Origin of the sequence: Amycolatopsis sp. cg5 (genome assembly GCF_041346955.1) — a bacterium.
In the GTDB taxonomy this organism is placed as follows: domain Bacteria; phylum Actinomycetota; class Actinomycetes; order Mycobacteriales; family Pseudonocardiaceae; genus Amycolatopsis.
The window spans coordinates 1,454,082-1,468,128 of sequence record NZ_CP166849.1 but is presented as its reverse complement, the minus strand read 5'-3'; the positions used below and the strand labels follow the sequence as shown (position 1 = coordinate 1,468,128).

Annotated in this window: 9 protein-coding genes; 7 read left to right on the top strand and 2 right to left on the bottom strand. The window is 69.5% G+C overall.

Features of this window, described 5'->3' with window-relative positions; translation table 11 throughout:
• Nucleotides 1-104: 104 nt before the first annotated feature.
• The 6 genes from AB5J62_RS07055 to AB5J62_RS07030 all read left to right on the top strand — a co-directional run bounded on the left by AB5J62_RS07055 (nucleotide 105) and on the right by AB5J62_RS07030 (nucleotide 6,126).
• Nucleotides 105-1,676 (top strand): aromatic amino acid lyase, encoded by a 1,572-nt coding sequence (locus AB5J62_RS07055; RefSeq protein ID WP_370947303.1) that lies wholly within the window; start codon nucleotides 105-107, stop codon nucleotides 1,674-1,676.
• Nucleotides 1,669-1,923: a hypothetical protein gene (locus AB5J62_RS07050; protein WP_370947302.1), complete on the top strand. Its 255-nt coding sequence runs from the start codon at nucleotides 1,669-1,671 to the stop codon at nucleotides 1,921-1,923. The genes AB5J62_RS07055 and AB5J62_RS07050 overlap by 8 nt, the downstream gene beginning before the upstream one ends.
• Nucleotides 1,920-2,945: a long-chain fatty acid--CoA ligase gene (locus AB5J62_RS07045; protein ID WP_370947301.1), complete on the top strand. Its 1,026-nt coding sequence runs from the start codon at nucleotides 1,920-1,922 to the stop codon at nucleotides 2,943-2,945. The genes AB5J62_RS07050 and AB5J62_RS07045 overlap by 4 nt, the downstream gene beginning before the upstream one ends.
• Nucleotides 2,942-4,510, top strand: coding sequence for a beta-ketoacyl synthase N-terminal-like domain-containing protein (locus tag AB5J62_RS07040; protein WP_370947300.1), 1,569 nt, complete (start codon nucleotides 2,942-2,944; stop codon nucleotides 4,508-4,510). Before AB5J62_RS07045 ends, AB5J62_RS07040 begins: the two co-directional genes overlap by 4 nt.
• Nucleotides 4,507-4,887: a nuclear transport factor 2 family protein gene (locus AB5J62_RS07035; protein WP_370947299.1), complete on the top strand. Its 381-nt coding sequence runs from the start codon at nucleotides 4,507-4,509 to the stop codon at nucleotides 4,885-4,887. The genes AB5J62_RS07040 and AB5J62_RS07035 overlap by 4 nt, the downstream gene beginning before the upstream one ends.
• Before the next feature lie 87 nt (nucleotides 4,888-4,974).
• Nucleotides 4,975-6,126 carry an FAD-dependent monooxygenase gene (locus tag AB5J62_RS07030; protein ID WP_370947298.1) on the top strand — a complete coding sequence of 384 codons (1,152 nt, stop codon included), beginning with the start codon at nucleotides 4,975-4,977 and terminating at the stop codon, nucleotides 6,124-6,126.
• Here AB5J62_RS07030 and AB5J62_RS07025 read toward each other — a convergent pair.
• Nucleotides 6,104-8,890, bottom strand: coding sequence for a BTAD domain-containing putative transcriptional regulator (locus tag AB5J62_RS07025; RefSeq protein ID WP_370947297.1), 2,787 nt, complete (start codon nucleotides 8,888-8,890; stop codon nucleotides 6,104-6,106). The genes AB5J62_RS07030 and AB5J62_RS07025 overlap by 23 nt on opposite strands.
• A gap of 119 nt (nucleotides 8,891-9,009) precedes the next feature.
• Between AB5J62_RS07025 and AB5J62_RS07020 the strand changes: the two genes are divergently transcribed.
• On the top strand, nucleotides 9,010-10,179 hold the full coding sequence (locus AB5J62_RS07020) for a YncE family protein (protein ID WP_370947296.1): 1,170 nt from the start codon (nucleotides 9,010-9,012) through the stop codon (nucleotides 10,177-10,179).
• 55 nt (nucleotides 10,180-10,234) lie between these two features.
• Here AB5J62_RS07020 and AB5J62_RS07015 read toward each other — a convergent pair whose 3' ends face one another.
• On the bottom strand, nucleotides 10,235-14,032 hold the full coding sequence (locus AB5J62_RS07015) for a DNA topoisomerase (ATP-hydrolyzing) (RefSeq protein WP_370947295.1): 3,798 nt from the start codon (nucleotides 14,030-14,032) through the stop codon (nucleotides 10,235-10,237).
• Nucleotides 14,033-14,047: the final 15 nt, after the last annotated feature.

Sequence of the window (14,047 nt, the reverse complement as noted above, 5' to 3'; positions counted from 1 at the left end):
CTTCGCGCTTTCCACGGAACAGCAACAAATTCGCTGGCCGGTACATGATCGATAAAACCCTTGGGTATGTTCCGCGCGGGACTGACCGGCGCTACGATCCGCTCATGCGCCTCACTCTGGGCGACGACACGCTGACCGTCTCCGGCGTTGCGTTCGCGGCACGGAACGAATCCCGCTTCGGCCTCTCGGCCGAAGCCGCCGTCCGGATGGCCGATTCCGTCGCGCTTCGCGACGAGCTGATCGCCACGAACCGGCCGGTTTACGGCGTGACGACCGGGTTCGGCGACAGCGCCAGGTTCCAGCTCAACCCGCGCCGCACCGCCGAGCTCCAGCGCAACCTGGTCCGCTACCACCTCAACGGCACCGGCGCGCACGCCGCGCCGGAGGTGGTCCGCGCGACCATGCTGATCAGGGCGAACTGCCTGGCCCGCGGGTACTCCGGCATCCGCCGCGAGGTGGTCGACCTGCTCGTCGACTGCCTGCGCCACGACATCCTCCCGCTGATCCCCGAACGCGGGTCGGTCGGCGCGAGCGGTGATCTCGTGCCGCTGTGCTATCTCGCCGACATGCTGACCGGTGAGGGCGAGGTGATGTTCAAGCAGGCCAGGTGGCAGGCGGCGGACGCGTTGCGCGCCTGCGGCCTCAAACCCGCCACGTACGAGGCGAAAGAGGGCCTCGCGCTGATCAACGGCACCTCGTTCATGTCGGGGTTCGCCGCGCTCGCCGCGCACGACGCCGCCGAGCTCGCGCGCGTGGCCGAACTGTGCACCGCGCTGGCCGCGGAAGCGCTGCTCGGCAATCGGGGGCATTACCACCCCGCCATTCACCGGCAGAAACCGCATCGCGGGCAAGTCCTTTCGGCGCAACGGATTCACGGCATGCTGGCGGGTTCGTACCTCTGCACGGACGACAACCCGGTACTCGAACCGCATGCCGCCGTTGAAGAACGCGAGATGCTGACGTTGAACCGCTCCATCCAGGACCGGTATTCGCTGCGCTGCGCGCCGCACGTGATCGGCGTGCTTCGTGACACACTCGGCTGGGTGAGCGAGTGGATCGAGGTCGAGATCAACTCCACGAACGACAATCCGCTCTTCGACGCGGGAACCGGCGAGGTGCACAACGGCGGCAACTTCTACGGCGGGCACGTCGGCCAGGCGATGGATTCGCTGAAGGTGGCCGTCGCGAGCGTCGGCGACCTGCTGGACCGCCAGCTGGCGCTGCTGGTCGACGACAAGTTCAACGCCGGCCTGCCGCCCAATCTCACGCCGCTGGCCGAGACGGGGCTGCACCACGGCTTCAAGGGCATGCAGCTGGCCTGCTCCGCGCTGGCCGCCGAAGCGCTCAGCCTGACCGGCCCGTCGACCTCGTTCTCCCGCTCGACCGAGTCGCACAACCAGGACAAGGTCAGCATGGGCACCATCGCCGCCCGCGGTGCGCGCACGGTGAACGAGCTGGTCACCGAGATCTCCGCGATCGTGCTGCTGGCCACCTGCCAGGCGGCCGACCTGCGCGGGCGCGAGCTGCTCGGCGAAGGCACCCGCGCCGCGCACCGGCTGCTGCGCGAGCACGTGCCGTTCCTGCACCACGACCGGCGGCTCGACGGCGACCTGGCGAAGGTCGCCGAGCTGATCGCGGCCGGCGCCTTCACCCCACCAGAGGAAGCCGATGCCTGAGGTAGACGAGATCGAATCCGTCGTCCGCGAAGCGGTCGGCAAGGCGCTGCGGACCGCGGTCGACGACTGGCCTGCCGACCGCCCGCTCAGTGAGGTGCCGGACGGGCTGTTCGACAGCCTCGCCAAGCTGGAGACGGTCGGGCTGATCGAGCGCGCGCTCGCCACCGGCCCGCTCGCGATGGACGACGCGGCCACCGAGTTCGGCACCATCGCGAGCATCACCAGCTGGGTCGCGGGCCGGACGTGAGGCGCCACGCCGAACTCGATCCCGGCGCCGCGCTCACCGGCGGCGCGCCGGGCGACCGGCCGTGGTGCGTGCGCTGGGACCTGCTGGCCGCGGCCGAGCGCGATCGGCTCATCGCGCACAGCGCGCCTTCGCTCGACATCAAGACCTCGGGGTCGACCGGCGAGGCGACGACGTGGCGGCGTACCCGCGAGCAGCTGGTCTCCGAGGCCGGGATGCTGGCCGGGCTGTGGTGCGGCCGCCGGATCGACGCGGTGCTCGCGTTCGCGCCACCGGCGCACCTCTACGGCATGCTCACCACCGTGCTCGTGCCCGCCATGCTGGGCGTGCCGGTCTGGTACCAGCCGGGCTTCGACGTCGGCATGCCCGAGATCAGCCCGCGCGGCCTCGGCGTCGGCGCGATCCCGTGGACCTTCCGGATCTTGGCGAGGCATCCCGAGTTCTTGTCCACTGTGGACGAGCTGTCGATACTGCACAGCACCGCGACGCTCCCGCCGGAGGCCCGTGACCTGCCCGCGCCCGATGACGTGCTGATCACCGAGATCTTCGGGTCGACCGAGACCGGCGGCATCGCCCATCGCGACGGCGAGGACGCGCCGTGGACGCTGTTCGACGACGTCAAGCTGCTCGGCGCCGACAGCGGCGAGGTCCCGCTGGTCGTGGCGGGTCCCCGGCTCGCCGGTGAGCTGACCGAATGGCGTACCGACGACTTCGTCGAGGTCGTCGACGCGCGGCGGTTCCGGTTCCTGGGCAGGCGCGGACGGCTGTGCAAGATCAACGGCCTGCGGGTCGACCTCGACACCGTGCAGCGCGAGCTGGCCGAGCGCGTGCCCTGCGAGGACCTGGCGTGTTTCCCCGTGCGGGACACGCTGCGCGGCGAGAGCTTCACCGTGCGGGTGGTCGGGACGGCCCCGGAGCTGCCGCAGGCCGTGCGCGCCGCGGCGAAGGAGCTCGGGCTGAACCCGCAGTCCGTGGAGCTGGTCGAGCGGATCGACCGCAGCGAGACAGGGAAACTACGCGCATGACACACGGCATCGCGATCACCGGCGTAGCGCTCGCGACCGGGTTCGGCCTGAGCGCCGAGGACACCTGGCGCCGCGTCGCGCGCGGTGAGACCGCCGTGCACGCGGCGGGCCGGTTCGGCGGCGCGTACGTCGCGGAGCTCACCGAGCAGGACACGCTGTGGGCGCTCGCGCAGCGGCTGCCCGTCGACGACCTGCCGCCGGGCACCGGCATCACGCTGGGCACCAACGGCGCGCCGGAGACCGCGTGGCTGACCGGTTTCCCTTACGCCGCACTGGATCCGATCGTGGCGAAGCTCGGCATCGACGGCCCGCGCGCCGTCTTCGGCACCGGCTGCGTCGCGAGCGCCAACGCGCTCTGCCATGCCGTCGACCTGCTGCGCGCCGGCCGCGTGCCCGCGATGCTGGTCGGCGGGATCGACCTGCTCAACGTCACCACGATGGCGACCTTCAGCAGCTGGAAGGCGCTCGACGCGGCGCCGTCGGGGCCGTATTCGCGCAGCGGCGGCGTCAACCTCGGTGAAGGCGCGGCGTTCCTGCTGCTGGAGGCCGACCCCGGCGACAAGGAGGTCATCGCCTACGTCAACGGCTACGGGATGACCGCCGACGCGTTCCACATCACCGCGCCGCCGCCCAGCGGGGAAGGCCTGTTCCGCGCCATGCGCCAGGCGCTGCGCGACGCGGGCGTCACCCCGGCCGAGGTCGACTACGTCAACGGCCACGGCACCGGCACGCCGGCCAACGACCGCGCGGAACTGACCGCGCTGCGGTCGCTCTTCGGCTCCGGCGGGCCGCCGCTCAGCAGCTCGAAGCCGCAGCTGGGGCACACACTCGGCGCGGCGGGCGTGGTCGAAGCCGCGATCACGGCGTTCGCCATCCGTGACGCGGAACTGCCGCCGACGATCAACGTCGATCCCGAGCGCATGCCCGGCTGGGACGTCGTGCCCGGCACCGCGCGCCCCGCGAAGGTCGACGTCGCCGTCACCAACTCGATCGCGTTCGGCGGCGCGAACTGCGTGCTCGTGCTGGGTTCCAAGCCAGCGGCCGACCCCGGCTTCCCGGCTCGCGAAGTGTCCACTGTGGGCGGTGCGGTGGTGCCGGACGCCGAGGCGGCGCGGGGCAACTTCCCGCGCGCGTACGCGTCGCGCGTCGACGAACTCGGCGCGCTGGCGCTGGCCGCGGCCCATCTCGCCTGGGCGGACGCGGGCTACACGGCCGAAAACCGGCCCGAGCCCGAGCACGCGGGGCTGGTGTTCGCCACCGCGAGCGGACCGCTCGCGACCATCGAAGAGCTGCACGCCGCGCAGGACCGCGACGAGCTGCACCTGATCAGCCCCGTGACCGCGCCGAACATCGTCGCGAGCGTGACCGCGGGCTACGTCTCACTGACGCTCGGCCTGAAGGGCCCGCTTTCGGCCGTGACGTCCGGGCAGGCCTCGGAAGAGATCGCACTCGACCACGCGACGAACCTGCTGACGACCGGCCGGGCCGACGTCATGCTCGTGGTCACCGCCGACGAGCGCGGCCCCGGCGCCCGCGCCCGCGTGCTCAGAGGAGAACCGTCGTGAACTTCGAGAGCTACCTGACCTACGTCGCGGCCTTCAACAGCCAGGACTGGAAGCGGGTGCACACCGAGTTCTACACCCCCGACGTGGTCATCGACTTCCCGGTGGCCCGCTTCGACAACGCGGCCGACTCGCTCACCTGGTTCGAAAAAGCACACGAGTCGATCTTCGAGACGCTGATCGTGCGCACCTTCCGCACCGACGGCCACACGCTGGTCGTCGACCTCGACGTCCAGTTCATCCTGCTCGCCGACACCCCGATGTCGCCGCGGGGTCCGGCGGGCCGCGCCGGCGACAACTTCGAGGTGCCGATGCTCGCGGTCTACGACATCGCGCCCGACGGCCGCATCGCGCGGCTGACCGTCACCTTCGAGGTCTGAGCGTGGCGGTCAGCGCGCGGTAGGGCGACGGTAGGGTCCGCGCCCGAGAGTTCTCCCTGTCACCACCACAGGAACAGGGAGAACACCATGAAGAAGCGAGTTCTGATCTCCGGGGCCAGCGTCGCCGGGCCGTCCGTCGCCTACTGGCTGCACCGCTACGGCTTCGAGACCACGGTCGTCGAGCGGGCGCCGGAACTGCGCCCCGGCGGCTCGGCCGTCGACTTCCGCGGCGCGCAGGTCGAGATCCTGCGCCAGATGGGCGTGCTGGACGAGATCAAGGCCCACGAGACCGGGATGGGTGAGGTCACCGTCGTCGACCGCGACGGGCAGCCGCTGCTCAAGATGCCCGGCGAGTTCATGAGCGGCGAGGTCGAGATCATGCGCGGCGACCTGGCCCGCGTGCTCTACGACGCGACCCGCGAGAACACCGAGTACGTCTTCGGCGACTGGATCACCGGGATGACCGAAACGGCGACCGGCGTCGACGTGACCTTCGCACGCGGCGAGGACCGCACGTTCGACTTCGTGATCGGCGCCGACGGCGCGCACTCCGGGGTCCGCGCGCTGCTCTTCGGCCCGGAGGAGCAGTTCGCCACGCACGGTGGCTGTTATCTGGCCGGTTACAGCGGGACCAACCGGCTCGGCCTCGACCGCACCGGGGTTTGGTACAACGAGCCGGGCCGGGGCGTGATGGTCACCTCGTACGGCGTCGGCTTCGCGTTCACCTCGGACGTGCTGTCCTACGACCGGCAGGACATCGAGCAGCAGAAGAAGCTCGTGCACGAGCGGTTCGTCGATGTCGGCTGGAAGACGCCCGAGCTGCTGGAAGACTTGCACGACGCGAACGACCTGTACTTCGCGGCAGTCGGCCAGATCCACCTCGACCGCTGGCACCACGGCCGGGTCGCGCTCGTCGGCGACGCGGCGTGGTCGGCGGGCCCGGGTGGCTCCGGGACGGGCACGGCGATGCTCGGCGCGTACGTGCTCGCCGGTGAGCTGGCCACCCAGGCTGACCACCGCGAGGCGTTCGCCGAGTTCGAGCGGCAGCTGCGGCCGTCGGCGAAGATCGGGCACGGGCAGGCGAAGCGGGCCGGCAGTTTTTTGGCACCGGGGTCACGCTCGGGGATCTGGCAGCGCAACCTGATGTGCAAGGTCATGTTCGCAGGCCCGATCGGGGCCTGGTTCAACAAGATGACCATGCGGTCCTCGGACATCGTCAAGCTGAAGAAATACGCGTGAGCTCGGCGACGGCCTGGTCCTCGACGGCCTGGAGCCTGCTCGCGTGCGCGAGCGACGCCGCGCGCTCGAAGTGCGCGACCGCCTCGGCGGTGGTGCCTTCGAGCGCGGCGACGCGGCCGAGTTCGAGGAAGATCTGGGTGCGCGCGTTCGCGTTCACCCAGTCCTCGGTGCACTGCGCGAGCGCCCGCTCCTGGAGTTCGCGGGCCTTTTCGAGGTCACCCCGCAGCCTGGCCAGCTCGCCGAGACCGGACCACGCGACGGCCACCGTCGCGAGAACGCCGGCTCGCTTCGCGTACTCGGCCGACTGTTCGTACGAGGCCTCTGCCTCTTCCATACGTCCGGCGCGGAGCAACCGCGCGGCGCCACGCGAGGAGAGGTCGGCGAGCTCCTCGACAGCGTTGAGCTCACGCATGACGTCGAGCGCTTCGGCGGTCATCGCCAGCGCGCGGGTGTGGTCGCCGTCCGCGTCGGCGAACGCGGCCAGCGCGTCGAGACACTGCGCGAGACCCCAGCGTTCGCCGAGGTGCCGAAAAACGGCCAGCCCCTCCTCGACCAGCTGTTCCGCGGTGCCGACCTCGCCGCCGGTGAACCAGGCGACGTAGCCGGTGCTGAACTTGAGCATCGCCTGGAACCACGGATCGGGGTTCTCGGCGAAGGCCTGCCGCATCGGCGAGATCGGCTCGCCCTCGATCGGCGGCCCCTCGAACAGCGCCCACGCGACGACGACGTACGGCTGCCGCAGCGCGCCGATCCGGCTCATGATCTCGCGGGCACGGGCGATGTGCTTTTCGAAGCCACCCGGCCCGCCCGCCACGGTGTGCAGCACGCAGAGGACGTACTCCTCTTCGCACTCCCTCGGCTCGACGAGCTCGATCAGCCGCGCGGTCAGCGGGATGATCTCGGTCCGGGTCCCACTGAGGTACCAGTACCACGACAACGCGCTGACCAGTGCCAACGCCAGGTCGACGGCGTGCTCGGCCGCCCAGCGGAGGGTGGCCAGAAAATTGCCATGCTCGGCTTTGAGCCGGTCCATCCAGTCGAGCTGCTCCGCACGGCGCAGATGCGGGTCGGCGGTACTGGCCAGCTCGAGGAAGTACTCGGCATACGCGCGATGGACGTTTTCCGTCCGCCGCTCGGCGCAGAACACCCGGATCGTGTCGAGCATCCGGTAGCGGCCGCCGGACACCTCGACGAACGACTTGTCGACCAGGCTCGCGAGCTCGTCGACCGTGCCGCCGCACACCCGCTCGGCCGCTTCGAGCGTCGCGCCGCCCGCGAAGACGGACAGTTTCGCGGCCAGTGCCCGTTCGTCCGGTTCGAGTAGTTCCCAGCTCCACTCGACGACCGCGCGCAGCGTCTGGTGCCGGGGCGCCGCGGTCCGGCTGCCCCGCGTCAGCAGCCGGAACCGGTCGTCGAGCCGGGTGGCCACTTCTTGGACCGTCAGCGAACGCAGGCGCGCGGCCGCCAGTTCGATCGCGAGCGGAAGCCCGTCGAGCGCCTCGCAGATACGCGCCACGGTCTCGTCGGCGACGAAGCCGGGCGACACCACTCGCGCGCGATCGGTGAACAGCCGGACCGCGGGCTCCGGCGACAGCGGCGGCACCGGGGACAGCACCTCGCCGATGATGCCGAGCGCCTCACGGCTGGTGGCCAAGATTTTGACACCCGGGCATCCACCCAGGATGACGTGCACGAGCCGGGCCGCGTCGGCGACCACGTGCTCGCAGTTGTCCAGCACGAGCAGCAGCTCGCGCCCGGCGAGCGCGGCGAGCAACCGCCCCTCCACGTCGGCCGGCCCCGGCGCCGCGAGCAGGCCGGATTCACGCAGGCCCAAAGCGGCCATCACGGCCTGCGCGACGCCACCGGTCAGCGGGGCCAAGTCGACGAAGCAGGCCTCGTGACCGCGCGCGGCCTCGATCGCGAGCCTGGTCTTTCCGGCGCCACCCGGCCCGAGCAAGGTCACCAGCCGGGAGTCACGCAGCCGTTCGCCGACCACCCGGAGGTCGTCTTCACGCCCGACGAAGCTGGTGAACTGCGCGGGCAACGCGGGCGCCTGACGCTGATCCCCGCGCAGCAGCGCGACGTGCACCGCGGACAGCTCGGCCGATGGATCGGCGCCCAGTTCTTCGGCCAGCACGCCGCGGATGTCTTCGAATTCGGCCAGCGCCTCGGCCTGCCTGCCCGCCGCGTAGAGCGCGCGCATGAGCAAGCCACGCAAACGTTCGCGCAGCGGGTACTTGACGGTTTCCGCCTTGAGCCGGGCGATCAGCTCACTGGGGTCCAAATGCGCTTCGGCGTAGTCCTCGACGGCGGCGACCCGAAGCTCCTCCAGCCGGGTCGCGTGCCCCTCGGCGAACGGCGCGTCGACATCGGCCAGCGCCGGCCCCCGCCACAGCGCCAAAGCGTCGCCGAGCAGGGCGGTGGCTTCTTTGTGGTCACCCGCCGCGAGCGCCCGTTTGCCTTCGGCCGCGAGCCTGGTGAACACGTGCACGTCGATGTCTTCGCGATCGACGGCGAGCCGGTAGCCGGCCGCGTGCAGCTCGATCAGGCTCGCGTCGCCGAGCTTTCCCCGAAGCCGGGAGACCTGGGACTGCAACGCGTTCGCGGCGCCGCTCGGCGGCTCCTCACCGTAGAGCGCGTCGATGAGCCGCTCGGCGCTGACGATCTGCCCGGCGTCGAGCAGCAGCGCCGCGAGCAGCGAGCGCGGACGCGGGCCGCCGACCGGCACCGGCGCTTCGAGCGCCCCCAGTATCCCGAACCTCACGCCTTCGATTCTGTCCTAACCGGAGCGCCGTACCTCAGCTGGCGGTAGCGCGGGACTTAGTTTAATGCGAATAATATTCGCGTCCTGTCCCCGAGGGGGATTCCCGCAGAGGAGAATCGATGCCGCCGAACCGCATCGTCAGCGCACTCGCCATCACCTTGCTGGGCACCACACTCGCCGCTCCCGTCGCCCAGGCGGCCGCGCTCAAAGACGTCGTGCTGGTGGGCAACGCGCAGTCGGGCACCGTGACGTTCCTGGATTCGACCACCTTCGCCAACCTCGGCTACGTCAACGTCATCCCCGACCTGCAAGAGCGCCTCAACGCGATGAACCCCATCGAGCGCGCCGGCTACGAGACGGTCAAAGCCGTCGAAGGCGGCGACCGGTTCGTCGACGACCTCGCGCTCTCCCCCGACGGCCGCAAGCTGTACGTGTCACGCGGCAACCTCGACGACGTCGCCGCCTTCGATCTCGGCTCCGGCGCCGAGCTCTGGCACACCCGGCTCGAAGGCTTCCACGCCGACCACGCCGCGCTGTCCCCCGACGGCACCCGCTTCGTCGTTTCGGCGACCACCGCGGGCAAAGCGCAGGTGCTCGACACCGCCACCGGCCAGATCACCGGCGCGTTCCAGACCGGCACCTACCCGCACCAGAACGACTTCTCCGCCGACGGCCGCTACATCTACAACTCCAGCATCGGCACCGTCTCGCTGCCCAAGTGGATGGAATGGGCCAAAGGCGACTTCCTGCTGACCAAGGTCGACGCCGCGACCCTGCAAGTGGTCAAGACCTGGCGCTTCCCGCACGGCATCCGGCCCAACCTGATCGCCCCCGACGGCCACACGTTCTACGCGCAGCTGTCCTACCTGAACGGCTTCGTGAAGTACGACCTGGACTCGTCGCAGATCATGAACACGGTGACCATGCCGTTCTCGCCGGCGGGCGCGGCGTTGAAGCCCGACGAGTACCCGAAGAACTCGGCGCACCACGGCCTCGCGCTCTCCGGCGACGGCTCGCGGCTGTGCGACGTCGGCACGATCGACGACTATGTCGCTTTGGTGTCCACCTCGGATCTGAGCACGGCGGCGACGGTCAACTACCCGGTCGGCAGCCTGCCGTACTGGGGCACCACGACCGCCGACGGCCGCTACTGCTTCGTCTCGCTGAGCAAGCGCAACGAGGTCTCGGTGGTCGACTACGCGACAGGCCAAGAAAAAGCCAGGGTCCAGGTCGGCGTCTTCCCGCAGCGTGAGCGCGCGGCCAAGGTCGACCCGAGCGTCCTGCGGTAGGCCGGGATAAAGCGGGCTTTACTCCCGGGAGTAAAGCCCGCTTTATCCCGGTTCGTCAGTCCCGCTCGATGAGGTGCCCCACCACGTCCGGCCCCGGGTGCGCATGCCCCGAACCGTCACGCCGCATGTCCACCTCGGGCAGCTCGACGGGATCGCCGTTCGATCCGGCGCCCGCCGGGCGTGGCCCGATCCAAGCCACCCGCAGCCCGCCTTCGCCCTTGAGGAAGCGCTGCGCCCGGACACCACCGGTCGCACGCCCCTTCGGCGGATACTCGCTGAACGGGGTGACCTTCACGCTCATCCCGGTCGACGTGATCACCATCGGCTCGCCGTGCTCTTCGTCGTCCGTGCGGATGGCGCCGAAGAAGACCGCGGTCACGTCACCGTTGAGGTTGATACCGGCCATACCGCCGCCCTTGAGGCCTTGCGGCCGGACCAAAGACGCCGCGTACCGCAGCAGCGAAGCCTCCGAGGAGACGAAGGCGAGCGTTTCGGACCCGTCGGTGAGCCAAGTGGCCCCGATGATCTCGTCGCCGTCCTTGAGACTGATGATCTCGAACTCGTCGGAGCGAACGGGCCATTCGGGCGCGCACACCTTGACCACGCCCAGCTTCGTGCCGACCGCGAGACCGGGCGAACCGGCGCCCTGCTCACCGAGTGGCGCGATACCGACCACCTTCTCGCCCTTTTCCAGCGGCACCAGCTCGCGCGCCGCCATACCGCCGCGCAGCGAAACCGTGCCCGCCTGCTCGGGCAGCACCGGCAACGGCAGCACGTCGGTCTTGAACGCCCGGCCGCGGTTGGTCACCAGCAGCACCTGGCCACGGGCCGTCGAATGCACCACCGCCTGGACGGCGTCGTGCTTCACCCGGCCGTTGCGGCGCCGCGCTTCCGAAGACTCCTCCGACTCGGCCGCGGTCCGCGCGACCAGGCCGGTGGCCGAAAGAATGACCTGGCACGGGTCGTCCTCGACCTCCAGCGGACCGGATGGCTTCGAAGCGGCCAGCACCTCCTTGAGGTCACCGTCGATCAGCGCGGTGCGGCGCTCGGTGGTGAAGTCCTTGGCCACCTTGGCGAGTTCGGTCGAGACGACCTTCTTCAGCACGGACTCGTCGTCGAGGATCTTGGACAGCTCGGCGATCTCCTCGCGCAGCTTGTCCTGCTCGGCCTCGAGCTCGATCTTGTCGTACTTGGTGAGCCGGCGCAGCGGCGTGTCCAAGATGTAGGTCGACTGGATCTCCGACAGCTTGAACGACTTCATCAAGCCGTCCTTCGCGGCCTGCGCGTTGTCACTGTTGCGGATCAGGCGGATGACCTTGTCGATGTCGAGCAGCGCGCGCAGCAGACCCTCGACCAAGTGCAGACGGTCCTCGCGCTTGCGCTTCTGGTAGCGCGTGCGTCGCGTGACGACCTCGTACCGGTGCGCGAGGAAGACCTCCAGCAGCGCCTTGAGCCCGAGCGTCTGCGGCTGCCCGTCGACCAGCACCAGGTTGTTGATGCCGAACGACTGCTCCAGCGGCGTCAGCCGGTACAGGTCCGCGAGCAGCGCCTGCGGGTTGACGCCGACCTTGCACTCGATGACCAGCCGCGTGCCGTTCTCGCGGTCGGTGAGGTCCTTGACGTCCGCGATCCCGGTGAGCCGCTTGGACTTGTTGACCTCGTCGGTGATCTTCTCGATGATCTTTTCCGGCCCGACACCGTACGGCAGCTCGGTCACGGTGATCGCCTGGCGGCCACGGCTGCCTTCGAGCGGACCGGTCTCGCACTTGGCCCGCATACGGACCACGCCGCGTCCGGTCTCGTACGCCTTGCGCACCTCGTCGAGCCCGAGCAGCATCCCGCCGGTCGGCAGGTCGGGGCCCGGCACGAACTCCATCAGCTTGTCGAGCGTCGCCGTGGGGTGATGGATCAGCCACCGCGCGGCCGCGACCGTCTCGCCCAGGTTGTGCGGGATCATGTTGGTGGCCATGCCGACCGCGATCCCGGACGTGCCGTTGACGAGCAGGTTGGGGAACGCCGCGGGCAGCACGGTCGGCTCCAGCAGCGAGCCGTCGTAGGTGGGACGGAAGTCGACGGTCTCCTCGCCGAGCTCCCCCACCAGCAGCATGGCCTCAGGTGACATCCTGGCTTCGGTGTATCGCGACGCGGCAGGGCCATCGTCGGGGGAACCGAAGTTGCCGTGCCCGTCGATCAGCGGGACGTTCAGCGAAAAGTCCTGCGCCATCCGGACCATCGAGTCATAGATGGCCGAATCGCCGTGCGGGTGGTACTTACCCATGCAGTTGTGGACGACGAATCCTTCGGTGACGAAGGCATGTTCCTTCGTACCCACCTGGATGTCGTACGTCGTGTCCGGTGCCACCGGCTCCACTGACTTCACCGTCAAGAACGAGTACCCCGACAGTGCGTCGAGACGGTCGGCGAGCGGCGAACCGATCCGGCGCAGCTTCTCGACCCAGCCGTCCTGTTCTGCGCGCCAGAGCGGGAAAGATCGATCGGCCAGCGCGATGCCGTGCCGGTCCTTGCCATAGCGGACTTTGGCGCCACTCACGCCCGACAGCGAGGCGCGGAACGCGGTGCCATTGGTGTCACGGAACCATCCGCCCCCCTTGTGCGCAGCGGAGAACGCAGCCATGACCGCCTGCGCGGGCAGCCGGTCGTTCCCCTGCTTCCCGCCATAGGACAGATTCGTCTCGGCGATCCGCCGGAGATCGTCGGCCTTGTAGCCGATCTTGGTCCAGCAGCCGATGATCCCGGCGAAGGCCACCGCGTCACGACCCGAGATCGACAGACCGAGCAGGTCATGCTCATCCTCCGCCTTCTCGTTGTGCCAGTGGTGCCCGTGAATGCCCATATCGGCCAGCATCGAGTAAACCTGGCGGACCAGCCGCTCGCTCGTGCTGACGAAGACGATCTCACGCCCGCCCTGCTTGCGTACGTAACCATCACCATCGAAAAGACCGGCGAGGAACGGCGCCCAGGACGACCGGTTCGCCAGCACCCCGGCGGGAACGGTCTTCTCGGCACTGAGGCCCTCAACCGCTTTCAGCAGACCGTCATTCCTCGCGAAGGTGAGGATGTGCTGGTCGCGATGATTCGGCTTCGCTCCTGCCCGCAGGCTGCGGTGCACGACCAGACCATGCGTGGTCGCCCAGTCGTAGACGGCGTCGAGAGGCTCGACGTCGCACATGTGGATACGTACCCGACCATCCGCGGTCCTTGCCCGGTCGACCTGGAAGCCTTCGGCGACGAGCAGGCCGAGCAGATAGTCGTAACGACTGCCATCCTGCGCGGGCGCGTCCACCCGCCGCCCATTGCCATAGGCGACCGTCCGCCGCCCGGCCAGCTCCCGCGCGTCGGTCCACTCCAGCGATGAATCGTCGCCGACCGTGCGGAACCGCTGCCCGGGGGTCACCAGCATGGTGTGCCCGTTCGACCAGGTGACCCGGACCAGCTCCGATACCGGGTTCTCGTACACGGCGGTGACGGGAACCGCACGTCCCCTGCCGTCGAGAACCTCCTCGCCGAGCTCGATCTCTTCGATCGGGCGCAAGCCGGCGGGCGTCGACACAAGCGCACCGCGCACGAAACAGTCGCCCACGACGCGCGACGACTTCACGTACGCGTGCGTCGGCCGATAGCCCTGCTCGTTCATCGAGAACAGGATGCGGCGGTGCACCGGCTTGAGCCCGTCGCGCGCGTCCGGGAGCGCGCGCGAGTGGATGACCGAGTACGCGTACTCCAGGTAGGAGTCTTCGATCTCCGTCTTCAGCGGGTTCTCGAAGACGTTCGCCCCCGCCTGGTCGAACGCGGACGCGTCGACCTTGGTACTGGGGCCTTTGCGGCGTGCCACAGCGAAACTCCTTGG

Excerpts from the sequence above, each read along its gene's own strand:
- AB5J62_RS07055 (WP_370947303.1), top strand. The coding sequence starts at position 105 with ATGCGCCTCACTCTGGGCGACGACACGCTGACCGTCTCCGGCGTTGCG.
- AB5J62_RS07050 (WP_370947302.1), top strand. The coding sequence starts at position 1,669 with ATGCCTGAGGTAGACGAGATCGAATCCGTCGTCCGCGAAGCGGTCGGC.
- AB5J62_RS07040 (WP_370947300.1), top strand. The coding sequence starts at position 2,942 with ATGACACACGGCATCGCGATCACCGGCGTAGCGCTCGCGACCGGGTTC.
- AB5J62_RS07030 (WP_370947298.1), top strand. The coding sequence starts at position 4,975 with ATGAAGAAGCGAGTTCTGATCTCCGGGGCCAGCGTCGCCGGGCCGTCC.
- AB5J62_RS07020 (WP_370947296.1), top strand. The coding sequence starts at position 9,010 with ATGCCGCCGAACCGCATCGTCAGCGCACTCGCCATCACCTTGCTGGGC.